The sequence below is a fragment of the Terriglobus sp. RCC_193 genome (assembly GCF_041355105.1).
Lineage (GTDB): Bacteria > Acidobacteriota > Terriglobia > Terriglobales > Acidobacteriaceae > Terriglobus.
The window spans coordinates 39,376-62,047 of record NZ_JBFUPK010000004.1 but is presented as its reverse complement, the minus strand read 5'-3'; the positions used below and the strand labels follow the sequence as shown (position 1 = coordinate 62,047).

The window sequence follows — 22,672 nt, the reverse complement described above, 5'->3', positions numbered from 1 at the left end:
GCCTCCGAAACTACTTCACGGTCACTTGTTGAAACCCCAGCCCGCGCAACAAACTCTCCATCCCAAGCCGTGCGTTGGCGCGAGCCGTATCCAGTATGCCGTCCCCCGACGCCGCCTGCAGAATCTGTGTCTCTGCCAGCTTCTGCGTATCCATCTCCAGGCTCGGGTCCGCCTGCACCAGCAGACCCGTCGTCCGCGCAAACACCTTCGTCTTCGCCGTATCAATCTTCGTGGTGAATATCTGTGAAGGCGGCAAGTCCACCGTCACCGACCGCCCATCCACCTTCACCTGTTCCGGCTTCAACTGCGACAGATCCACCCCCGCAATCACCTGCCCATGAACCACCAGGATCAGCCGGTCGCCAAACAACAGATCCGGCAACACCGCATTCTGATGCTTGCCTTCCACAACCGTATCCACGGAATAGCTCACCGTCTCCAGCCGATTCAGCCGCTGAATCTGGCTCACCACATCCGGCGCGTTGGTGTTGAATGTGTCACGCCCACCCAGCAGAAAGCTCGCCAGCTTCCCTTCGACATCATGGTTGCCCGCATGGCGCAGCAGCCACACCGCGCCCACGCCGCCCAGCACAAAGAAGATCAGCAAGCCCAGCAGCACCGCACCCACGCGGCTCCGCGGCTTCTCCTTGTACGCAATCCGCTGTTCGCGCGCCGCCTGATACTGACGCCACCGTTCTTCATCCACCACAGGTTCGTTCGCCATAGTTATGTACGATGCGCGGCGCAAAACTGCGCTGCCTGAACACCCTAAACCGCAGCCGATTTTCTATTGCGCCACAACAGCATCGCCACGCATGGCACATACAACAAGACCGGCGCCAGCCAGATAGCCCCCGGATACTGCGGAATCCGTGTCCGCGCCACGGAGTACAAGCTGGAAGCCACCACCGGCCCGCCCACTGCAATCAAACTATTCAGACTCGTCAGCACACCCTGCAACTCACCCTGGCGTGACTCATCCACGCTGCGCGACAGCATCGACTGCACCGATGGCAGCGCAATCCCGCCCAGGCACAGCAACGGCAGAATCGACAACGCCGCCACAGTCGTCGACGCGATCGAATACAGCACATACCCCGTCGTATCCGCAGCAATGCCTGCCAGCACACTGCCTCGTTCTCCCACCCAGCGTTGAAACCGCTCCGGCAATATCGATTGAAAAACCGCATGCAGCAGCCCGAACAGGGCAAACGACACACCCACCATGAACGGCGTCCATCCAAAGCGGCTGTTGCCATAAATCACCCACAACACCGACGGCACCTGCCCCACCATATCCATGGTGCAGAACACATACAGCATCGGCCCAATGCCGCGCAGGCGAAACACATTGCGCAACGACGCAAACGGATTCAACTGCGCCAGCGTGATCCGCTTCGTCTCCGTCACCTTCCGCGACTCCGGCAGCACAAACACCGCCAGCACTGCACCCACAATGTTCAACACAGCCGCCAGATAAAACGGCGCACGCAGCGAATACATGCCCGCAATCCCGCCCAGCACCGGCCCCGCAATGAACCCCACACCAAAGCAGGCATTCATCTTCCCGAACGCCCCGGAACGTTCTTCTTCCGGCGTAATGTCCGCCAGATAAGCGTTCGCCACCGTCAGGTTCGCGCCAGAAAAACCCGCCAGCGTGCGCGCCGCATACAGAATCCACAGCGTCGGTGCCAGTCCCATCATCAGATCATCAAACGCAGTGCCCAGCAGCGAAAGCAGCAACACCGGTCTCCGTCCAAAGCGGTCGCTCAACGCACCCAGAACGGGCGAAGCAAAAAACATACTCAATGCATAAGCAGACAACAGGTAGCCATACGCCCGCGCAGGATCACCACCGCCGTCGTGCATCAGCACACGCAGCAGTCCCGGCAACGTAGGAAAGACAATCCCGATGCCCATGGCATCCAGAAGAACGACAAAGAAAATAAGAAGGCGGGCTCGCGCCATAAATGAGAAACTCCACATGCACTGCAACAACGTGATTGCCGCAATCAGCGGCAGCATGGCACAAACTACGCGTCAGAAACGCGGTGTGCGACTACTTCACGGTTTGGGTGGAGATTCTCATTGGGCGTCACATCAATCCGGAAAGCCGGACCAGAAGTGACGATACCACATCACTAAGGGCAGGCACTCAAAGCAAAAAAACGGCCCTCCGGGAGGAGGGCCAATCTGCCTTGGTTCTCTCTGCTTTGGAGAGGTTGTTTGGCGGGCGGTTCTTTCAAACCACCCGGCCAATCCCATGCAGCCACCGGAGATGGATTGCGATGCTCCGGCTGCTGATCTTTATCGGCGAAAGAAATTTCTTTCGCGAATCCTTGGTTGTCTGCTCCGTGGGGTTACTCGGGGCGCCGTATGCGTGGCTGCGAATACGACGCCCGGTTTTCCCCGGAGGAGGGAAAGTTACTGGAGCGATCCGCTCCCGCTGGCGCCGGTCACGTTATTGCTCGGAGCCGCAGTGGACGAAACCGTCGAGTGGTCCATGCTCGCCAGGCTGTTGTGCAGCAGCGTGACACGCACACCGTTGGATACAGTCTGCTCACCGTCAGCGCTGGAAGCCGCCTTCGCGCGGCCCATGCCCGAGCGGTAGATGCGATAGACCGGCACCTGCTTCTCCGTCACCAGGTAACGAACCACCGAGTCGGCCATCGCAGTCGAGGTCTGAACACCACCGCGGCTGTAGCCCTGCACTTCGATGATGTAACCCTTCTCGCTGGCCAGTTTGTCGGCCATCTCATCCAGATCAGCCTTGCCCTTCGGTCCCAGCGTGGTGCGGCCCTTGGCAAACGCCACCGGGGTCGATTCCACTGTCTGGTACTGGTCCAGGTTCTGTACCGTTCCGTGCAGCGCATCGGTCTTGGTAGAAGCCGTGGTTGCCGTCGTGTTCGCCTGATCGGCGCGGTTGCCGGCATCCGTGGCGTGCTGATCGGCCAGAGCAGCCGCGTCGCTTGCCTTCTTTATGCCTGCGGTCGCACGCGTATCCACATCGCGGATGTCGTTGGCGTTCTTCGCCTGCAACTGATCCAGTTCGTTGACACGATCACGAACCGGGTCCATCTGGCGTTTTACCCACTTCTTACGAGCCAGCGGGTTCATGTGGCCCCAGAAACCTTCCTTCGACTGCATCTGGAGCGGCTGGCCCGTCGAGTAGCTCGAGCTATCCGCCGCATCCTGCTTCGCGGCAGGAGCAGGAGCCTGCTGTGCTTGAGCAGCCGTCTGGTCGTTTGCACTCTGCGCATAAGCGGGCGCAGCAAGAACACCAGTCAGCATCAAAGCTGAAACCGACAGTGTCGCAATCTTCATCAGATCATTCCGGTTCGTCATAAAAGTGTTGCTCCTTCCGGGGGAGCGCCACAGAAAGTCTTTCAACCGAAAGACCACTGCAACGCTTTACGCCGGATACAAGAGCAGGCACCATGCCAAACCCAAAATAATCAAATAAACACTGTATTTTGTTTTATTTACTGAATTACCACCAAGCCCGAAGGTGCCACAATTCCAGGAATTTTCTTCCCTACGAAAAGAAGTAATGTCACCAAATTCTGCCCACCCCGCACCAGCAGCCAAAAAACCAGGTGCCCCAGGTTCGCAAAGCTAACCTGGGCCGAGCAGCAAAGCTCTTACGGTCGTAGACCGTCATCCTGAGCGAAACGAAGTGAAGCCGAAGGACCTGCATTCCCTCAAACCCTCTACAACGCACCAGGAAACCCAAACCAACCACCAGCCAAAACCGGGTGCCCCAGGTTCGCGAAGCTAACCTGGGCCGAGCAGCAAAGCTGCTCCATTCGTGCGAAAGCGCGACCAGCGAAGCTCAACGGTTGAAAGATCCCGAGCAAAGCTCATACGATCGAAGACCGTCATTCTGAGCGAAGCGAAGAATCCCGACGAACTCTTATCCCGCCAAGACCGCAACAAGCTTCCAGCCACCAAACCCATAACCAGCTTCGCAAAAGCGAAGCTCCAACGCGCAAAGAGCGTCTTCTTTGAAGGGGCACGGCTTCAGCCGTGCCATAAGAAACCCAAACCAAGAAAACCGCGCGGCCAAAAAGACAAACAGGAGCATGAAGCAAATCCCGCGCGCCCACAGAAGACCATGGCTGGCACCAAGCCGAAGGCATCAACAACCCTGTCAAGCCCCAAACCACTCAACTCCAACAAAACAAAAGAAATTAGAGTTGGCAGGTTATTTCCCCCAAACCACTAAAATAGAAACAGGACAGAAAAGGGCCGCGCAAAGCGCGACCCTAACCCATTTAGAAAGACTATTTTGCCCCTAACCCCAACAGAAAGACGATTTTACAGCCACCAAAACCGTAACCACAATTAAAAGAAGATTTTAGAAAAACAGGGGGGAGGGGGTACCCCTACCGCAACTCCGCATGGGTAATCGAAATCTCTGGCGGCTGAACGTCCCAGTTCGCCGGAACCGACTCGAAGATCAGCCGGAAATCCCGATGGTCGCCCGGCTTGATGGGATCGGCGGAAACCATCTGCAGATCCACATAAGGCACACGCGTCCGCACCAGCATCAGCGGTGTGGTTTCGCGATGCGGCTGTGTCCCATCGGTCGTGGCAAAGGTCACCTGCACCGTTGCCGCGGTCAGCGTCTTGCCCGTGTTGTTGGTGATCGTCCCATCCAGATAGGTGGACTTGCCGCCCGCACCGTTGGTCGCCTCGGACATGGAGCGATCGCTGATGGGCAGCGAAGCGGCATTGGCATCCACGGGCAGCGCCGCACCGGGATTCACCGGCGTCCGGTGCAGTGTCGCCAACACAGCAATCACGATCAGAAGCGCGACAGCGCCAGCCGCAATCAACCAGGTCTTGGTAGAAACGGTGCGCTCCGGTTCCGCACTCGTCAGGAAAGGCGTATGCTTCTGCTCATCTGCCATCGCTTGGAGTCTACTACGCAGATTCCTCTATGGGGATTTATCACTACGTAACACCACTTATGGCAAAGTAACCATAAGCAAGCAGAACTGTCCGATTGATTCCGTGTCTGTACCGCTACCAAGCAGTACCGACCTCCCCCGGAGAAACGGCCATGCACACCGTGACTGCCACCCACGACTGGACTTACCGCATAGGAGCCTGCGGCTGCGGCCTGCTGTTCCTGTTGACACTGTTCTTCTAACCTGCCTTAACGCAAAGCTCCAACGTCCGAAGCTCGTCAGCCAGCAAAGCACGAACTACATCATCCAGTAAAGCTCATACGCGCAAAGCACGTCGGCCAGCGAAGCTCGTACGGTCAAAGACCGTCATCCTGAACGAAGCGAAGCGGAGCTGAAGGACCTGCATTCCTCTCCCGGCTCTACGATGCGTCAGGAAAGCCGAATGACCTACACGTACGAAGCGCGCTTGACCTTCTGCCGGAAGTCCTCGCCCTGCATCTCGACCGTCGTACACATCTCCATCAGCCGGGATCGCATGCGTTCGCCAATGCGGTCGCCCAACGTCTCCTCACGCGTTACGTAACGCGCCGAAGGAGCAATCTCCTCCGAAGCCACGCCACGCGGCGGCAGGTTCGGGTAGTTCGTGGTGATGATCGTGGTCCGCTTGTCGTTGTAGCGAGTATTCAGGATGTGCGCGACCGTATCCCAGACCCAGTCGGTCGGCTTGGACGCGCCAATCTCATCCAGCACCAGCACCTCCGCCTCAAACACGGGCGCCAGCACTTCCAGCTCCGTCGACGCCACACGCGGGTTGTAGCTGTTCTGCACCTGCTTCAGCAACTCTCGGTAGTCGTAGAACAGGCCAGTTGCACCACGTTCTTCCACCAGTGCCTGCAACACACCCACAGCAAGGTGCGTCTTCCCCACACCGATTGCCCCGGTCAGCAACAGACCACTGCCATCGTTCACCAGCGGATAGCCATCCACAAACTGCCGTGCACGGCGCAACGCCGCCTGCAAGGAGCGGTGAGCACCATCGCCGAAGTTAGGCTCGTAGGAATCCAGCGTGCAGTGTTCATACCGGCGCGGAATACGGGCCAGGTTCAGCACCCGCCGCGTACGCCGTTGCGCACGGCACACACACGGCACCGCCGACCGGCGCCCCTGCGCATCCTCCACGATGCGCATACCCTGCCCGTCGCAGTAGGCGCAAACCGGCTCTGACTCTGTACCGAAACCGACCTGATCTACCGTTGCCATGGGAATGCTCTTCCCTAACGGTAACCGATGCGGCTACGAAGAGGTAGCTGTGGATGCCTGAGGAGAAGTGCGCCGCTACTGTGAGAGCAGCGGCGCACGGTAGGAAGGCGTTACTTCACCGATGCAACAGTGGCGCCGTTGCCAGGTTCTGCGGCAGTGCACACCATGGGCACGCCACCATCGGCGGGCTTGCACTCCTGGTAGGCCAGGACCTCACCCTTGTGGTTCACACACGTGGTGGAGGTGGCGGCATTGGCGCGCTTGGTCCAGCTCTTGGCCACGCTCAGGCAGGCACGCACCTGCGGCAGCTTGGCCGTCAACATGGTGGCATCGCCCACCACCTGGAAGTCCATCGGATAGGGGAACTTGTCCGGCTTGGCCACGACAGAGCTCACACGGATAACGGCTGTAACGTCATGGTGCTCCGGCACCGGCATATTGGTGCTGGGCGAGACGAACCCCGGTGCCAGCCCGGTACACCCCGCGTCCACCTGCGCCTGCGTCGACGGCTGCCCACTGGCGTCCATGTTGGCGCACGGATGGGTCGCACTCGTCTTGTTCTGGGTCCCCGGTGGGGTTGCCATCCCGTTAGGGTTCGTCTGCGCCCCTGCCACCACTCCCATGGATAACGCCATCCCTAAAGCAATGCTGCACGATACTGCATTCATTTGTGGCTCCCCCTTACGGCGCGGATTGTAACTCCGTATAGGAAGAGTCGAACAGCCTTTACCGGGTTGTCTACGGAAGAAACTACCGCTTCGGCAGGAACAATTTGCCAAGGAACCCAACCATTGCCCAACCAGGGGAACCACGATAAAATAGTTGAAGCGCCCGTTTTAACAGGTCAGCGCATGGAACCTCGATGCCGCGTGAACACACCGCAGGCAAGCGAACCGCGACCGGGCGACCATCTTCAGAGAGTTGAGTATTCGCAATGCCGAAGCAGGGAATTCATCCGAACTACGTCGCAACCACCGTTAAGTGCGCTTGCGGCAGCACCTTTGAGACGAAGTCCACCCACAAGGGCGACATCTTCCTCGAAATCTGCAACGTCTGCCACCCCTTCTACACGGGTAAGAACAAGGTCATCGACACCGCCGGTCGTATCGAGCGCTTCAAGCGCAAGTTCGCCAAGAGCGACGCCGCTACCGCAGCCAAGTAACCCGCGAACAAGCACCAACCTGGGGAGCCTCCGGTCCGCCGGAGGCTCTTTCCATGAGCACACATGATGAAGAAGGATTGGTACAACTACGCCGCCGCTGTCGCCGATCACGCACCGCGTGAAACGGGGCTGCCCGTGCCTGCCGAATTCACCATCGGCAACGTGCGCATTGCGCCCGCGACAGTACTCGCCCCGATGGCAGGCATTACCGACACCGTCTTCCGCCGCTTCATCAAGAACGCCTCACTCTTCAGCGAAGAAACCACCGGCAACGCCAACGTCGATCAGGCACTCAGTAACCAGCAGTCGGGCTGCGGCCTCATCATGACGGAGTTCACCTCCGCCGACGGCCTGTCGCGCATGCGCGAGGTCAAGCGCAAACGCTACCTGACCTACTACGACGATGAACATCCCATCTCCGCACAGATATTCGGATCGAATCCTGAGACGCTCGCCGACTCCGCGCGCATCTGCCAGGATGCTGGCTTCGACATCGTTGACCTCAACCTCGGCTGCCCGGCAAAGCGTGTCGTCGCCTGCAACGGTGGCAGCGGCCTCCTGCGTGATCTGCCGTTGATCGAAACCATCTTCAAGCGCGTCCGCAGTGCCGTATCGATTCCCTTCACCGTCAAGTTCCGCATGGGGTGGAACGACCACCAGCTTGTCTGCGTTCCGCTGGCAAAAATGGCGGAAGACTGCGGCCTGAACGCCGTAGCACTCCACGCCCGCACACGCGAGCAGGGCTACACCGGCAACGCACGCTGGGAATACATCGCCGCGGTAAAGGATGCCGTAAAGATTCCCGTCATCGGCAACGGCGACGTGCGCACACCGGAAGACGCTGCGAACATGATCGCCGCAACCGGCTGCGATGCTGTCATGATCGGTCGCGCCGCGCCTGCCAATCCGTGGATCTTCCGCCAGATCGCACAGTACACAGCGACGAAGGCCGCGACCGGTACCGGCACCTACACCATGGCCACCGAGCAGGATCGCTACCGCATGATCCGCACCTACTTCACCATGCTCTTCGACGAGCTGGAGCAGGAGCACCCTGAGATCGACTTCACGCCACTGCCCACCGAAGGCATGACACCCGCGGAACTATCGGCCTACAACCACGAGAGCAACAAAGTCCGCGATCGCGAAAGCGCCCGTCGCGACGTCATCGGCAAGATGAAACAATTCGCAAGCTGGTTCACGCACGGCGTCCCCGGCGGAGCCACGCTGCGCCGCAGCATCTTCGAAGGCAAGCAGGCAGAACAGGTGATGGACGCAGTCGATCGCTTCTTTGCCATGGACGCATCCCAGCGCATCCAAAGCACCGCCGACCTGCAACCCGCCGCCTTCGCAGACTTCCAAGACAGCTAGGCACCATCCTCCGGCTCGTCTAGACTGCCTGATATGGCTGGATTTGCTGTAGTAATGAGCTTCATTACATTTGGCTTTCTTGGTTTTATTACTGCCAGCGTGCTGGCGCTCCTCGCCTTTCTGGCAGTGAAACGGAAATTTCCGGGGAAATATTCCCATCAAACCTCGATACGTCGGCAGTTTGTAATTGCCCCCTTTGTAGCTGTTCTGTGGATTCTTGCGGCCTTTCTAATACATGTATCTATTTCCCATCACATAGCTCATCAGGATTGTGGTTTGGGCATGAGTCCTGACCCATTTGTAAGGTTGCCAAATGGATACACGCTCGGTAGCGGAAATACATATGACGGCTACATCGTCGCTCCCGGATTTAAAACTGATGTGCCAGTCGCGGGCCGCGGATATGTACGCGCATTGGTCACTCTGCATTGGAATGGCGATGAGTTCCGCGGCACTCAATTTGACTTCAAGACATCCAAAGTGCGTGCGTTCGTATTCAATACGAAAACATACAACTTCGTCACAAACGCCATCCCAGATACCAAGGATCAGGTTTGCGATTCCAAGGATCCCGCATGTGTTGACGCGTGGACGAAGGCCAATGATGAAGCACAGTTAGGAAGCGAATCTTACTGGAAGCTTTACTGGCAATATCGTCACCAATGGCCTACCTATGTCTTCGTACTCCTGGTCATTGCCGGTGAGCTTTGCATTGTGTTCTACCTTGTCAGACTTTGGCGAACTGAGTCGCAGCGATCTGCTCTGGATTCACAAAGCTAACATGGATATTCGAGCAGACTTCTGGAACGTGAGAAGTACCGAGCTACCAGCGAAGCTCCAATGAACGAAGTTCGTCATCCTGAGCGAAGCCGAAGAACCTGCTTTCCTATCCACGCCTACACCCCACAAGAAAAGCATCCGACAAACCTCTCCGGATACTTCTATCACCCAGTGAGCTACACAGAACCAAAAACGGCGGCCCCAAAGGGCCGCCGTTATCAATACAAACCGAACTTACTGCTTCGCCAGATCCAGATCGATCGTCAGCTTCACATCGTTGCCAATCACTGAAGCCGGATAGCTCGGGGCCAATCCGAAGGCGATGCGGTCCACCGTCGTTGTCGCCGAGAAACCGATGTGCTGCTTCTTATCCAGACCCGTCACAGGGCCGTTCGGGCCGTCGACCGTCAGCACCACAGGCTTGGTAATGCCGTGCACCGTCAGGTTACCGTTAATGGCCAGGCCATCCTTCGTTTTCTTGATGGACGTGCTGGTGAACGTACCCGTAGGGAACTTCGCCGTGTCAAAAAACTTTTCGCTCTTCAGATCGTCATCGCGCATGCTGTTCTGCGTGTCGACGGAAGCGGTATTGATGGTGATGTTCACCTTGGACTTGGTGATGTCTTTCTCATCAAACGTCACCTCTCCACCGGCGACTGCAAAGTGGCCACGCACCTTCGAGATGCCAAGGTGCAGAAGGGAGAAGTCAATACCGCTGTGCGCGGTATCAGGCTTCCAGTTCGAGATCTGAGCCGGTGCAAACGGAGCAAACAGCAGGGCTGCGGCAAGTGCAAAAGTCGTGCGACGGATCATTTAGCTTAATTCCTCTTTCATTTCAGTCCGTGGCGCAGCTTCAACCGCTGCCACAATATCCTTTTATATCGAAATAGATGCGCCGCTCATCTTGCGGATTCATTTCGATACAAAACTTTTCTTTCCCTCATATCTCGCAGCTTCGTCCGCGCTTTGCGATCATCAAATGTGATGATGAGCCGTTCGCAAATCCCCTTCCGAAATACCTACGCGCGACTGCCGGAGAATTTCTACGGTCGAGCCAATCCGGCACAGGCGCCATCACCGCGCCTCATCCGTTTTAACGAAGGTCTGGCCAGAGAACTCAACATTGTCCAGGGTGATGATCTAGCGGAAATTTTCTCCGGCAATCGGATTGCCGAAGGTTCCGAACCGCTTGCCATCGCCTATGCAGGTCACCAGTTCGCCACTTTTGTCCCAACACTTGGCGATGGCCGCGCCAACCTCCTGGGTGAAGTCAACGGCAAAGACATCCACCTGAAAGGTTCAGGACGCACACCGTTCTCCCGGCGCGGCGATGGTAAAGCCGCACTCGGCCCAGTGCTGCGCGAATACATTCTCTCGGAAGCGATGTACGCACTCGGTGTGCCCACGACACGCGCTCTTGCTGCCGTACTTACTGGTGAAAAAGTTATGCGTGAAGAGATACTCCCAGGAGCTGTCTTTACTCGCGTTGCATCCAGCCACATCCGCGTGGGAACCTTTCAGTATTTCGCCGCACGTCAGGATAACGATTCCGTGCGCATCCTTGCGGATTATGTGATCGACCGCCACTATCCCGAAGCAAAAGAAACATCGAAGAAGTACAAGGCAATGCTGCAAGGCATCGTTGATCGACAAGCCAAGCTCATAGCCAAATGGATGGACCTGGGTTTCATTCATGGCGTGATGAATACGGATAACACGGCCATCAGCGGCGAAACGATTGACTATGGCCCATGCGCGTTTATGGAGCAGTATCATCCCGCCACAGTCTTCTCATCGATTGACCGCAACGGCCGTTATGCCTACCAGAACCAGCCTGCGATTATGACGTGGAATCTATCGCGTCTTGCAGAATGCCTGTTGCCCCTGATGCAGGAAGAAGAAGGCAGCGAACAAGGCGCGCTGGACGCCGCCTACGAGGTGCTGAACTCTTTCCAGGCCACCTTCGAAAAAGCACATATCAACGGTCTGCGGAGCAAGTTAGGCCTGGCAACAGAACATGCTGAAGACCTCGACCTTGCAGCCGACCTACTGCAGCGCATGGCCGCGAATCAGGCCGACTTCACGCTCACCTTCCGTCGTCTTGCAGATGTTCTGGAGAAGCGTGAAGACTATCCGGTCGCTTCCCACTTTCGCGATCCGTCTGCGTTCACGGAATGGTCGCAGCGCTGGCAATCTCGTATCGCGCAGGAGAACCGAACAAGAGCAGAGCGCATCGCGTCCATGCGTGCGGTAAGTCCCATCTATATTCCTCGCAATCATCTTGTGCAGGAAGTGATTGATGCCGGGGTGCTGCGCGACGACTTTGCTCCCTTTGAACGACTATTGGAAGTTACATCCGCACCATTCGAAGAGCGTGAGGAATTGCAGCACTACAGTACGCCGGCGAAGCCAGAGGAACGTGTGCTGCAAACCTTCTGCGGCACATAAGTTTCCTAACTATCGTTCTGACATAAGTGCCGACATACTGATGCTGCCATCTGCATGCAGAAGATAGCGTACTGCGCCCATGGTGTCCGTCCGTGCAGTCTTCACGTGCGCTGTCTGCAGCCGCTGCAGAACTGGCATACGTGGATGGCCAAATGCATTTCCTCTTCCGCATGAGATGACCGCGCACTGTGGCCGAAGCTGTTGGAGGAAATTTTCACTGGTGGAGGTGTTGCTGCCGTGATGGCCCACTTTCAATAACGTGGAAGAAGGCAAGCCACGATGTAACATCGCTTCTTCGGAAGCGCGCTCGGCATCGCCTGCCACCAGCACGGATGCTTTGCCATACTGCAAGCGAAGTACCAATGAATCATCATTCGCCGGTTCATTTCCGTTTTGATATGCCGGGGCGGGACTCTCCGCAATAATGTTCAGGTTTCCCAGTTGTGCCGTGTCTCCTGCGTGCATGCGACGAACGACGATGTTGGCCTCCTTCGCTTCCTCGATCAGCTCTTGCAGCATAGGCGCTGCAGCATCCACACTGATCCACAACTCTCCTGGGTGGAAGTTGCGAAGGACAGCCAGCGCTCCTCCAATGTGATCGCTGTGCGCATGAGTAATAGCAAGCACGTCAATTCTGCGGATGTTCTGTCGCCACAACATGGGCGAAACTACCTCGTCACCGATATCAAAATTAGTCGCCGTATTTTGTGTTCGAGACCCCATGGGACCACCGGCGTCGATGACCATGATTTTCCCTTCGGGCGTTGTTACAAACTCAGAGTCTCCCTGCCCCACATCAATCGATGTGAAGGACAGCGCATCGTGCGCAAACACCGGGCGTGATGGCAACAAGAGAATGACAAACGCGGCGATGGCCAGAACACATCCCATCCATGCAGGTTTATGCCGATGCTCATGCAGCAGAAGTATGGCGATTAGCCATAGCAAACATGTTGCGACTATGCATGCAGGAAGCGGCGATGGAACCCGCATGTCTGCCCCATGAAATGCGTTGAGCATACGGACGACATAACCGATGCCGTGCAAGCTAAGCGCCGTCATAGCTGCGGGAATGAGCGCGAGCAAGGGGTGCAACAGCGAAAGTACAAAGGTCGCCATCGCACATCCCATGACAAATCCAATCAACGGAAGTGCAAGTAGATTCGCAGGTGCAGCGAATGGGGTCAGACGATGGAAATACACCATCATTGGCAAGGTCATCACCAGTTCTGCCATGAATATGCCCAGAATCGCTTCGAGAACAGTCAATCCTATGAGCAAAGTCCATGCAGGTACACGCTGCGCCATGGGCATGCCGTAACGCTTTGGCAACCATCCCGTAAATACACGGCCTGCGGTCCGGCAACTGATCCGAAGCTGCGCCAGATATGGCGCATAATGCATATCCAGCCGAATGCTTTCGATGTGTTTGAGTGCGCCGGCGCTGGGACCAATCGTGCGGGATATAAGTGGCAACGCGATACCGCCCACAGCAAAAACAGAAAGCGCTGTCATCTGCAGGCTTGCTTCAAACAGCGCATTCGGATTGAGAAACAGCATCCCGAGAATGGCCACGCCCAGGGCATTCATTGCCTGGCGGTCGCGGTCGAGAACCATTGCGAGCAGATAAATCGCGGACATGAACAGTGCACGCCGTACTGGTTGCCCAAAGCCGGTCAACACTGCATATCCACTCACCAGAAAGAGCGTGATGAGCGCAGCTCCCCAGGGCGCCATGCGAAGTCGCAGGAAGAACTGGTATAGAACTGCCATCAGGATCGCGATGTGAACACCAGCAACGACGAAAAGATGAAAGGACCCTGTACGCTCAAAGGCCACGCGAACATTACGCCGCAGCGCTGTACGATCGCCGAAGAGCATGGCGCGCAGCATAGCGGCGTCGGTTGCATTCCACTGCATGATGCGGGGAAGATACTTCATCCATGGTGAAGCCGTGAGTGCCGCAATGCGATTCGATGACCAATGCTGTGCACGCTGAAACCAGCATGAGAGCGGCATGGAAGATGCTGGCAGTATCTGAAGCTGTTTCACATCCGCAGTTGCCATCACCGCGATACCAGCATCCTGCAACTGATCGGCGTAGTTCCAAACGCCCGGATCACGATAACGATCCTGCGGCCGCATGCGAAGCGTAAGTTCCACATGAGCGCCACAAGGCAGATAGGGAACATCCTGGGCAACATTGCGCGATGCAAGCGTTGCCTGAATGCCGCCACTTACGAGGCGCATCACAGCCGTATCAGGTGTGATCTCTTCTACTCGCAAGGCCTTCAACTGCAGAACTTCACGAACATTACCCTCTGCGTCTTCTTCCTCCCATTCGCTGTCATTGGACTTCGACGTAGCAGGACTGGAAAGCATACGGGAGTCAGTCACCACAGCTTCCACCTTCCGCTGTAGCGCATCAGCGTATGGAATCAGCGATGCGTCCTGCGAAGATGGCCGTAACAACACAGTTGCCCATCCCAGCGCGATGAAGGCAACCGCAGTCGCAAGCCATGCTATGCGTGGAGCCTTCACCACAGCCCATGCAGCAACGATAAGAAGGAGAACGCAAGTGAGGATGACATGTCCTGGCGGTTGCCACCAATTGTGGAAGAGAATGCCAAGCGAGAAACATCCAGCAATCACTAATGCGGGACTGTTGTGGAGGCGCAGCGGCTGCACACCACTAAAGTCTGCAGGGTGCGCATAGACCTCGCCAAAGAGCATATTGCGCGCACCTTTGACGTACTCTATCGCCGTATTGTGCGTTGGCTTTTTGCCCTGGACTGTCACACGGTCTCGCGCCGAAACACGGCTATGGTTTCTGTGTGGAATGTCTGCGGAAACAAGTCCAGAAGATGCAACTCTGCGAAAGTATAGCCACCTTCCAGTAGCGTTTGTGCGTCACGTGCAAAGGTGCCGACATCACAGGATACATACACGATTTCGCCTGGCAGCATCTTCAGAAGTGATCGCAATGCTGGCATGGAAACACCGGCACGCGGAGGATCCATCACAACAAGGTCAGGCGTAACAGAGGCACGCGCAAGAAAATCCTGAACCGTGGCATGTGCTACACGCTGCTGCTCAAATGCTGCGAGATGCAACGTCAGATCGGATACCGCTGGCTCACCAATCTCTACCGAGGTTCCCTGATCGAAACGCATTGCCAAAGGGACAGAGAAAAGCCCGGCGCCTGCGAATAGATCGAAAACAAGGCGCCCGCTACGATGATCGACGACTACATTCACCATCTCGGAAGTGAGAAAACGATTCACCTGAAAAAAGGCATTGCGCGTAATGCGATAGGCGTTCCCCGCAACGTGGTAGGTCAGCTGCGACTCTCCCCAGCGAGCAATTTCAATGCGCTGCGTGGTCTGCACACGTTTGGATTGTGTCTTGTCCGGTGCAGCTGCGGAGAGACCGCCTCCAAGGAGTTGAGGAAATTCATGACGCACTGTATCGCAGAGGAGCCGAAGTTGCGCGGGCGCATTGCGACTTACCTCTGTCACCACTGCATCGGTATGCATAGATAATTGCACGCCGCGTTCTTCACTGTCAGTGAAGAGTTCCATTGCAACAACGCCTTCTGGCCATTGAAGTTTTCCTTCATGGACAAGAGCGCGCATCCGTAATGCCATGCGGATCAGCAACGGAGAAGCGATGGGACATTCATCGATCGGAAGAAAAACATTGCTACCGCGACGGCTGTAACCGATGTTCTCATCATGAATGCGCAAGCGAATCCGATTGCGGTAAGACCACGGTTCGGCACTGTGGACTTCGATTGCAGGAACAGAAGCGATGCCCGCCGCATGTAGCACGTCCAATAACATGGTCTGCTTTGCAATGAGTTGATCTTCGTAAGGAATATCCTGCAACTGACATCCGCCGCATTGACCAAAATGCTGACAACGCGCGGCGATTCGCTGCGGCATGGCCTCTGTGATGGCGAGGAGCGTCTGCTCTGGCGCGACTTGTGTGGCGTGTCTCATCGCTTATTCAACGCTCATGTAAAAGAGGCTCAGGCGCGATACGCCGCGCGCTTCCATCAGGCGCTTGTGGACGAATTGCTCAGTCACCTGCTTCAACTGGACTGCCGACATTTTGCCGCGATACGGAGCCAGTTCCCGCGCTGCCTGCGCACGCAGAGCCACTACCTCATCCTCCGTAGCAGAAAGCATCAACGCAGCAAACATACGCTCTTCCAGGGCTGTGAGCGTTATCTCCAAATCTTCAGTGGAGGGCGGCGATTCTGTCTCCACCTCATCCGCCAGAGTACGCAGTCGCTGCACAAGCGAGAGGAATGCAGCATCTGGTTGAGATTCCAACATTGCCGCATTCTGTCGAAGGTAGGCTGCAATGCGCTGTGGCTGAAAGCCGCTTTCTGCCGCGGTTACAGCAGGCTTTGCCGCGCCCACAGCAGCATCTCGCATGGCTTCGGTCGCTGACATAACGGCCTGCGCACACCACGCAAGACCGTTGACCTTACGAAGCCGTCCAGCAGTTTTCTGTGTGCGTTGGTCGTATTTATCAAACGCATCGTCGATGCCCTGCAACACGGCTTCCAGAGGCACACCCGCCTCTCTCCACATTTCAATCAATGCCCAATCCAGCGTACTGAGCAACAGAAGGGTTCCTCTGCGCTGTTGGAAACGGGTTTCAATCTCTGTGAAGTAATTGAAGTAATTCAGCAACGCGCATCTACTCCGGGCGCTGTGTAGCTATAGCACGGCGGCGCACACGGTCCTGATTGCGCTCGTAAATCAGACGAACACCATCCAGCGTCAGGTTCTCGTCCACGTGGCGAATCGTCCTTGAAGTTTCCGCCAGCATCTTGGCAAAGCCGCCTGTGGCAATGACCTTCGTCTCCGTTGCCAACTCTGCAATCATGCGTTCGCAGATTCCATCGACTAAGCCGATATAACCGTAATACAACCCGATCTGAATGTGGTCGACCGTGTTGGTACCGATCACCTTACCTGGCTTGCGAATGTTCACACGACCGAGTTTTGCCGCACGCTCAAACAACGCATCTGCACTAATGCCAATTCCCGGGGCAATTGCTCCGCCCAGATATTCGCCGCGTTGCGAGATCACATCAAAAGTTGTCGCGGTGCCAAGATCCACAACGATAGTCGGCCCGCCGTAGCGTTCAAAGGCTGCAACGCAATTCACGATGCGGTCTGCGCCAACCTCAGCCGGATTATCCACGAGCACCGGAAGCCCTGTCTTCACACCAGGCTCCACAAACAGCGGCTTCATGCCGAAGAGCTTTTCAATCACCTCGCGGAAGAGAGAATCGATCGGCGGAACGACGGACGAGATCGCAACGCCAGTGACCGTCGCAATATCTACGCCATCCATGATGAACAGACCGCGAAGTACCATCCGCAGTTCATCCAAAGTGCGCTGTACAGGGGTTGCGATGCGCCAGCAGTGTATTTGTGCTGCGGGTGCTTCCGATGTGGCCGGGCGGTAGAGCCCCAGCACTGTATTCGTATTGCCTACGTCGATCGCCAGCAGCATTTCTTCACTCCCTGCTTGTCGTCGGTTGATTCACAACTCGCGGACCCCGCCGTGACGCACCACGCGCTCCGTGCCATTGTCGCAATGAATACGCAGAAGGCCCTCGGTCGTGAGTCCAGCGGTTGTGCCAGTATAGCCTTCCTCCTCGGCAACGCGAACGCGCTTGCCGCGTATCCACGTGCTTTCGCGTTCAACGCGATGGAAGACATCTTCTGTCTCGTTGCTATTCGAATCGAGTCGCCCAAGCTCTTTATCCATTTGCAGAAGCAGAGAGACGGCAAGTTCTTCCCTGCTGACACTTGTCCCTAGTTCGCGACGCAACGATGTTGCGACATCAGCAAGCTCCACAGGAAATTCCGTCTGATTCAGGTTGATTCCAATGCCAATGGCAGCATGGCGGAGTTCACCGGATGGTTTGGAAACAGCTTCCGTAAGGATGCCGCCCACTTTGCGCGCAGGATTCGCGCCAATCACCAGATCGTTGGGCCAGCGAATGTCCATGATGCGCGATGCCGTGACTTCCGCAACGGCTTCAATCGCCACCAGCGCTGTAACCATGGAAAGCTTCAATACGTCGGAGCTTCGCAGCGCGGGACGCACCAGCATGGTCAGATACAGTCCACGATCTGGCTCCGAATGCCACGTATGACCGCCGCGTCCACGCCCTGTGGTCTGCTCGTCGGCAATGTAAACCTGGCCGGTTTCTATACCAGCCTGTGCATCGGCAAGCGCCTGTATGTTGGTGCTTCCGATGGTGACGAAGTGTTGCAGTCTGCCGTGGAAAATGGTGCCTTGCAAGGCTTCGTTCACACCATCCACATCGAAGCTGCCCATTGCGTCAGTACACATCCGCCGTGATGCGCATGCTCAAATCCACACCAACGGACGACCGCGTGAGAGCACCAACCGAAAGGAAATCCACACCGGTTTCTGCGTACTCGCGCGCGTTTTCCAGCGAAATATGTTCCGCCACTTCCAGCACCACCTTCGGCGCTTTTGCCCGCATGACTTCTACCACTTCGATCGTCTGCTTTGGTGACAGACCTACCAGCAGGAGGGCGTCGGCCCCCGCCGCAACCGCATCTTCCGCATCCTGCAGACTGCGGACTTCAATTTCAATCTTCTGCCCCGGCTTGCGGGCGTTCGCCACTTTCTGAACTGCTTTTGTAACACTTCCCACGATGACCACGTGGCTGGTCTTCAGCATGATGCCATCCTGCAGGTCCAGACGATGGTTCGCGCCTCCACCGCAAGTCACGGCGTATTTGTCCAGCAGACGTAAACCGGGCACCGTCTTACGCGTATCCAGGATCTTCGCACGCGTTCCCTGCGTAAGCTGCACAAATTCACTGGTCAACGTGGCAATACCGCTCATGCGCTGCATCAGGTTCAGGATGACGCGTTCGCAGGAAAAGATGGCCGCCGCGGAATGCCGGATGACGGCCACGGTCTGACCTTTCCGCACACGTACGCCGTCGAACATCTCCGAGTGACTGATGACTTCATAGCGCCCACTGCTCTTCTGTCCACTGCGCGCCTGCATGGCAGCAAATGCATCGAAGACTGTCCCGATCACGCCCAGACCGCAGATGATGCAGTCCTGTCGTACAAGGATCGCTGCAGAAGCGCGCAGATCCGGATCAATCGCCAACGCTGTTGTGACATCGCTGGTGGCTTTGTCTTCCGCAAGTGCGGCTTCCACGATTGCTGCAACTTTTCTGCTTTTCCAGTCCATCCGATCACAATCCTAAAGGTGCACAGCGCATCCTACGGTAAAGATGCCACAACGGCAATGCGCGCCGCTCCATGAGTCAGAATACGCCTCGGCTAGTCTTCGGCCCGATCGTCTTCCACCAGCATCTGCAGGCACAGTGGCGCCTCCAGCATCGTATTCATTTTGGCAATAGTTTTCACGGCGGCTTCCACTGTAGAGGTCAACGTTGGTTCCGTGGTGACAACAAAAGGTAGTGCATCCTTCGGGTATCCGGGCCGCTGCAGGATGCTGTCAATGTTCGCTCCGACCTTCGTCAGCGCACCGGAGATTGCCGATACGATACCGGGCTTGTCCCGCACGATGAAACGAAGATAATGCGGCGCCAGAAACTCTCCGGTGACGGACTTTTTCTTGACTGGGAGTGCAACCGAATTCGATCCATGCACCACGGCCAGCAGATCGCTGACGATGGCCACAGCCGTCGGATTACCACCTGCCCCATGCCCGCTAAAGACTACGTCCCCGCCAAACTCACCGGACGTTACCACCATGTTCTGCGTGCCATGCGACCACGCGATCGGCGAACTCTTCGGCACCAGCATGGGCGCAACACGAGCGCGCAGCACGCCACCGCGAAGCTCCGCACGCGCAATCTGCCGTACGGTACAGCCAAGCTCCTTCGCATAGGCAAAGTCCACTGCGCTGACATTGCGAATGGTCTGGGCTGGAACGTCATCGGGGTTGATACCAATCTGCATGGCAGCGCGCACCAGGATGCACAGCTTTGCGCGCGCATCGTAACCATCCACGTCTGCCGTAGGATCGGCCTCTGCATAGCCGGCGGCCTGTGCCTGTTTCAGCACATCTGCATATTCAGCTCCCCGCTCCATATGCGACAGCATGAAGTTGCAGGTGCCATTCAGAATGCCGCTGAGACGCGTAATGCGATCGCCCTGCAGGCCATGCAGCGTGGCAGGAATGACCGGGACACCACCGGCAACCGCAGCGTTATAAACCAGCACGCGGTTGTTCTCGCGCGCCAGTTTGGCAAGGCCCGCGCCCTTGTAGGCAATCAGTTGTTTGTTCGCAGTCACTACGTGCTTACCGCTGCTGAGAGCCTTGCGCAACCACCCTTCAATGGGGTCGATACCACCAATGGTCTCAATAACGACATCGACATCTGACTTCAGGATGTCCTGGATATTTTCAGTCCACACAATGCCGCTGTGCAGTCCCTTTGCCGTTGCGCCGGTGCGTTTGCGTTCCACGCCACGGTTGTAAATGTGTGTCAGTTCGATACCCGGGAACTTCTGGCCACGCAATAACTGCGCCACCGACGATCCCACCGTGCCGAAGCCGAGGATTGCAACCTTTGTTGCCGCGCTTGCCGCAGTCTGCTTCGCCATAGTGTTTAGTAATCGATCCTTTCATTGCTGTTTTGCCATGCCTGGAACGAGCGGATAGCTTCACCCGGCAACATGCGTTGAAACGGAATGCGGCGCTGTTCCAGCGGCCGATTGACCTCTTCGTACAGAAACTGATCGTCGAACCCCACCGCCGCAGCGTCAGCCTTGGTATTTCCGTAGTACACCGCCCGGCAACGCGACCAGTAGAGCGCCGCCATGCACATGGGGCAGGGTTCGCATGAGGTGTAGACGTCGCAATCCTCAAGCTGGAAGGTCTCCAGCTTCGCACACGCTGCCCGGATCGCGTTTACCTCGGCGTGCGCCGTAGGATCGTTGGCAAATGTTACGGTGTTTGCGGCAGCAGCAATCACTTCGCCATTGCGTACGACCACCGCACCGAACGGCCCACCGTTCCCCGAGATGACATTGTCTGTGGCCAGCTCAATTGCCATGCGCATGAACTTCGGATCGGGAGAAACGGTATTGCTCATCTGTAATGCCTCCACTTAAGTATCGCAGGGCGCCATGAGAATGGCGAGTTCAGGGCCATGTCGCATGCGGCCCGTTACTATAGACCTTTGAGCCTGCCGCCACCACAGAAAGCCGCCTGTGGACTGGCTTTGCTACCGTAGATGCGATGGGAACAGGTATGCCACGCTGTTACCGGTATACCGTCAGATTTAACGGCCGAGGAGTTTGATGCCACTGCAGTCCCTTAATCCGGCAACAGGAGATACACTCCGCACCTTTGCGACGTGGGACGAAGATGCGCTGCAGGCACGCATTGCGCAGGCCCATGAAGCAGCCACACTCCAACGCGCGCTCCCCCTAGAGCACCGCCTGCTATGCCTGCGAAAACTTGCTTCTCTTCTGGATGAGGAAGGCGTGGAGCTGGCGCGCACCATCACGCAGGAGACAGGGAAAACCATCGCAGCATCTGCGAAGGAAGTGGCCCGATGCGCGGATACCTGCCGCTACTATGCAGACCACGCCGTACGGTTGCTCGCTCCTGAACTCCTGCCCGGAGAGGGCGAGCACGCCTATGTGCAGTGGAGTCCCATCGGTGTGGTGCTGGCCGTGCTGCCGTGGCAGTCGCCGTTCTGGCATGCGTTCCGCTTTTGTGTACCGGTGCTGATTGCGGGGAATGCGGTGTTGCTGAAACACGCAGCAAGCGTTCCGCAATGCTCGCTGCAGATTGAAGCCCTGGTACGCCGCGCCGGATTTCCGCGCGGCGCGCTTACGGCCCTGCTGATCGAAGACAGCCTGGTGGAGACTGCACTGGCAAACGATTACGTTGCCGCGGTATCTGTATGTGGGACGGAAGCCACCGGACGCGCCCTGGCAGCAAAGGCCGGATGGCAACTGAAGAAAAGCGTTCTCCATCTTCCCGGCAACGATCCGATGATCGTAATGCCCTCAGCAGATCAGGACGCTGCGATTGCCGCTGTCATCGACGCCATTGGTAAGGGCGACAGCATTCGGCGCATGATCGTGCACTCTGAGATGTACACCGCAGTAATGGGGCGACTCATCGGCGCCGTGGAATCGCTGTCCGTAGGCGATCCTATGCGAGAAGAAACACGTGTGGGGCCTTTGGGGACATCGGACGCAGTAACGCTTCTGGAAGAACAGGTGAAGGCAGCGGTGACCGCTGGTGGACGTGTTCTGACAGGCGGAACACGTATGGTGGGTCGCGGTAATTTCTTTGAACCGACACTGCTCGCCGATGTCCCACGAAACTCTGCTGTGGCACGCGATGCGTTCTCTGGCCCGGTCTGCCTCTTGTTCCGGGCGCACGATCTGCAGGATGCGATCGCCATCGCAAATGACACCCCCCTGGGGCGAGCTGCTTCTGTCTGGACGAAAGAGCCTGCGGAACAACAACAGCTCATCCACGGTGTGGACGCCGGATTTGTGGCGCTGAATGCGCTTCCGGCGGATGATCCAAGACTTCCGGTAGGCGGCGCGAAACGATCCGGATATGGGCGCGAACTGGGATCGCAGGGCATCCGGGAATTTCTGGTCGCCAAGACCGTGTTGCTGGGCAAATAGCCCGTTTCAACAAACAAAAGAGGCGCACCCC

The 22,672-nt window shown here is 57.0% G+C and carries 20 protein-coding genes; 5 read left to right on the top strand and 15 right to left on the bottom strand.

The window, feature by feature from the left end; genetic code table 11:
* Window positions 1–10 precede the first annotated feature (10 nt).
* From AB6729_RS17175 to AB6729_RS17150, 6 genes are all read right to left on the bottom strand, one after another.
* Window positions 11–724: a DUF4230 domain-containing protein gene (locus AB6729_RS17175; protein ID WP_371082882.1), complete on the bottom strand. Its 714-nt coding sequence runs from the start codon at window positions 722–724 to the stop codon at window positions 11–13.
* Between the two features lie 44 nt (window positions 725–768).
* On the bottom strand, window positions 769–1,968 hold the full coding sequence (locus tag AB6729_RS17170) for a TCR/Tet family MFS transporter (RefSeq protein WP_371082881.1): 1,200 nt from the start codon (window positions 1,966–1,968) through the stop codon (window positions 769–771).
* Between the two features lie 456 nt (window positions 1,969–2,424).
* Window positions 2,425–3,345, bottom strand: a complete 921-nt coding sequence (locus AB6729_RS17165) for an OmpA family protein (protein WP_371082880.1) — start codon at window positions 3,343–3,345, stop codon at window positions 2,425–2,427.
* Window positions 3,346–4,385: 1,040 nt separating this feature from the next.
* Window positions 4,386–4,913, bottom strand: a complete 528-nt coding sequence (locus AB6729_RS17160; protein WP_371082879.1) for a DUF2393 family protein — start codon at window positions 4,911–4,913, stop codon at window positions 4,386–4,388.
* 447 nt (window positions 4,914–5,360) lie between these two features.
* A complete protein-coding gene (locus tag AB6729_RS17155) occupies window positions 5,361–6,173 on the bottom strand; it encodes an ATP-binding protein (RefSeq protein ID WP_371082878.1) in 813 nt (270 codons plus the stop codon).
* Window positions 6,174–6,283: 110 nt separating this feature from the next.
* Entirely contained in the window at window positions 6,284–6,841 is a 558-nt protein-coding gene (locus tag AB6729_RS17150; protein ID WP_371082877.1) for a hypothetical protein, read from the bottom strand.
* A gap of 266 nt (window positions 6,842–7,107) precedes the next feature.
* Between AB6729_RS17150 and rpmE the strand changes: the two genes are divergently transcribed.
* The 3 genes from rpmE (at window position 7,108) to AB6729_RS17135 (ending at window position 9,486) form a co-directional block, all read left to right on the top strand.
* Window positions 7,108–7,335: a 50S ribosomal protein L31 gene (rpmE, locus tag AB6729_RS17145; RefSeq protein WP_371082876.1), complete on the top strand. Its 228-nt coding sequence runs from the start codon at window positions 7,108–7,110 to the stop codon at window positions 7,333–7,335.
* Window positions 7,336–7,401: 66 nt separating this feature from the next.
* Window positions 7,402–8,706, top strand: a complete 1,305-nt coding sequence (locus AB6729_RS17140) for a tRNA dihydrouridine synthase (protein WP_371082990.1) — start codon at window positions 7,402–7,404, stop codon at window positions 8,704–8,706.
* A 54-nt stretch (window positions 8,707–8,760) separates the two neighbouring features.
* Window positions 8,761–9,486 (top strand): hypothetical protein, encoded by a 726-nt coding sequence (locus AB6729_RS17135; RefSeq protein ID WP_371082875.1) that lies wholly within the window; start codon window positions 8,761–8,763, stop codon window positions 9,484–9,486.
* 234 nt (window positions 9,487–9,720) lie between these two features.
* On the opposite strand, the gene AB6729_RS17130 is transcribed toward AB6729_RS17135, so the two are convergent.
* Entirely contained in the window at window positions 9,721–10,299 is a 579-nt protein-coding gene (locus tag AB6729_RS17130; protein ID WP_371082874.1) for a YceI family protein, read from the bottom strand.
* A gap of 174 nt (window positions 10,300–10,473) precedes the next feature.
* On the opposite strand from AB6729_RS17130, the gene AB6729_RS17125 reads away from it, so the two are divergent.
* Window positions 10,474–11,934, top strand: coding sequence for a YdiU family protein (locus AB6729_RS17125; protein ID WP_371082873.1), 1,461 nt, complete (start codon window positions 10,474–10,476; stop codon window positions 11,932–11,934).
* A gap of 9 nt (window positions 11,935–11,943) precedes the next feature.
* On the opposite strand, the gene AB6729_RS17120 is transcribed toward AB6729_RS17125, so the two are convergent.
* The 8 genes from AB6729_RS17120 to AB6729_RS17085 form a co-directional block, all read right to left on the bottom strand.
* The gene (locus AB6729_RS17120; RefSeq protein ID WP_371082872.1) at window positions 11,944–14,667 is read right to left on the bottom strand and encodes a ComEC/Rec2 family competence protein; all 2,724 of its coding nucleotides are present in this window, start codon (window positions 14,665–14,667) and stop codon (window positions 11,944–11,946) included.
* Window positions 14,668–14,729: 62 nt separating this feature from the next.
* Window positions 14,730–15,935 (bottom strand): 23S rRNA (uracil(1939)-C(5))-methyltransferase RlmD, encoded by a 1,206-nt coding sequence (rlmD, locus tag AB6729_RS17115; RefSeq protein WP_371082871.1) that lies wholly within the window; start codon window positions 15,933–15,935, stop codon window positions 14,730–14,732.
* Between the two features lie 3 nt (window positions 15,936–15,938).
* Window positions 15,939–16,637, bottom strand: a complete 699-nt coding sequence (locus AB6729_RS17110; RefSeq protein ID WP_371082870.1) for a hypothetical protein — start codon at window positions 16,635–16,637, stop codon at window positions 15,939–15,941.
* Window positions 16,638–16,644: 7 nt separating this feature from the next.
* Entirely contained in the window at window positions 16,645–17,469 is an 825-nt protein-coding gene (locus AB6729_RS17105; RefSeq protein WP_371082869.1) for a type III pantothenate kinase, read from the bottom strand.
* A gap of 30 nt (window positions 17,470–17,499) precedes the next feature.
* Window positions 17,500–18,303 carry a biotin--[acetyl-CoA-carboxylase] ligase gene (locus AB6729_RS17100; protein WP_371082868.1) on the bottom strand — a complete coding sequence of 268 codons (804 nt, stop codon included), beginning with the start codon at window positions 18,301–18,303 and terminating at the stop codon, window positions 17,500–17,502.
* Window positions 18,304–18,307: 4 nt separating this feature from the next.
* The gene (gene nadC, locus AB6729_RS17095; RefSeq protein WP_371082867.1) at window positions 18,308–19,171 is read right to left on the bottom strand and encodes a carboxylating nicotinate-nucleotide diphosphorylase; all 864 of its coding nucleotides are present in this window, start codon (window positions 19,169–19,171) and stop codon (window positions 18,308–18,310) included.
* Window positions 19,172–19,296: 125 nt separating this feature from the next.
* Entirely contained in the window at window positions 19,297–20,589 is a 1,293-nt protein-coding gene (locus AB6729_RS17090) for a homoserine dehydrogenase (RefSeq protein ID WP_371082866.1), read from the bottom strand.
* Window positions 20,590–20,594: 5 nt separating this feature from the next.
* Window positions 20,595–21,080, bottom strand: a complete 486-nt coding sequence (locus AB6729_RS17085; RefSeq protein ID WP_371082865.1) for a nucleoside deaminase — start codon at window positions 21,078–21,080, stop codon at window positions 20,595–20,597.
* 208 nt (window positions 21,081–21,288) lie between these two features.
* On the opposite strand from AB6729_RS17085, the gene AB6729_RS17080 reads away from it, so the two are divergent.
* Entirely contained in the window at window positions 21,289–22,641 is a 1,353-nt protein-coding gene (locus AB6729_RS17080; RefSeq protein ID WP_371082864.1) for an aldehyde dehydrogenase family protein, read from the top strand.
* Window positions 22,642–22,672 lie beyond the last annotated feature (31 nt).

Coding starts and splice junctions, on each gene's coding strand:
- AB6729_RS17100 (WP_371082868.1), bottom strand. CDS start 18,303: ATGGGCAGCTTCGATGTGGATGGTGTGAACGAAGCCTTGCAAGGCACC.
- AB6729_RS17130 (WP_371082874.1), bottom strand. CDS start 10,299: ATGATCCGTCGCACGACTTTTGCACTTGCCGCAGCCCTGCTGTTTGCT.
- AB6729_RS17120 (WP_371082872.1), bottom strand. CDS start 14,667: ATGCTCTTTGGCGAGGTCTATGCGCACCCTGCAGACTTTAGTGGTGTG.
- AB6729_RS17105 (WP_371082869.1), bottom strand. CDS start 17,469: ATGCTGCTGGCGATCGACGTAGGCAATACGAATACAGTGCTGGGGCTC.
- AB6729_RS17135 (WP_371082875.1), top strand. CDS start 8,761: ATGAGCTTCATTACATTTGGCTTTCTTGGTTTTATTACTGCCAGCGTG.
- AB6729_RS17140 (WP_371082990.1), top strand. CDS start 7,402: ATGAAGAAGGATTGGTACAACTACGCCGCCGCTGTCGCCGATCACGCA.
- rpmE (WP_371082876.1), top strand. CDS start 7,108: ATGCCGAAGCAGGGAATTCATCCGAACTACGTCGCAACCACCGTTAAG.
- AB6729_RS17125 (WP_371082873.1), top strand. CDS start 10,474: ATGAGCCGTTCGCAAATCCCCTTCCGAAATACCTACGCGCGACTGCCG.
- AB6729_RS17090 (WP_371082866.1), bottom strand. CDS start 20,589: ATGGCGAAGCAGACTGCGGCAAGCGCGGCAACAAAGGTTGCAATCCTC.
- AB6729_RS17080 (WP_371082864.1), top strand. CDS start 21,289: ATGCCACTGCAGTCCCTTAATCCGGCAACAGGAGATACACTCCGCACC.
- AB6729_RS17165 (WP_371082880.1), bottom strand. CDS start 3,345: ATGACGAACCGGAATGATCTGATGAAGATTGCGACACTGTCGGTTTCA.
- AB6729_RS17160 (WP_371082879.1), bottom strand. CDS start 4,913: ATGGCAGATGAGCAGAAGCATACGCCTTTCCTGACGAGTGCGGAACCG.
- rlmD (WP_371082871.1), bottom strand. CDS start 15,935: ATGAGACACGCCACACAAGTCGCGCCAGAGCAGACGCTCCTCGCCATC.
- AB6729_RS17170 (WP_371082881.1), bottom strand. CDS start 1,968: ATGGCGCGAGCCCGCCTTCTTATTTTCTTTGTCGTTCTTCTGGATGCC.
- AB6729_RS17085 (WP_371082865.1), bottom strand. CDS start 21,080: ATGAGCAATACCGTTTCTCCCGATCCGAAGTTCATGCGCATGGCAATT.
- AB6729_RS17155 (WP_371082878.1), bottom strand. CDS start 6,173: ATGGCAACGGTAGATCAGGTCGGTTTCGGTACAGAGTCAGAGCCGGTT.
- AB6729_RS17150 (WP_371082877.1), bottom strand. CDS start 6,841: ATGAATGCAGTATCGTGCAGCATTGCTTTAGGGATGGCGTTATCCATG.
- AB6729_RS17175 (WP_371082882.1), bottom strand. CDS start 724: ATGGCGAACGAACCTGTGGTGGATGAAGAACGGTGGCGTCAGTATCAG.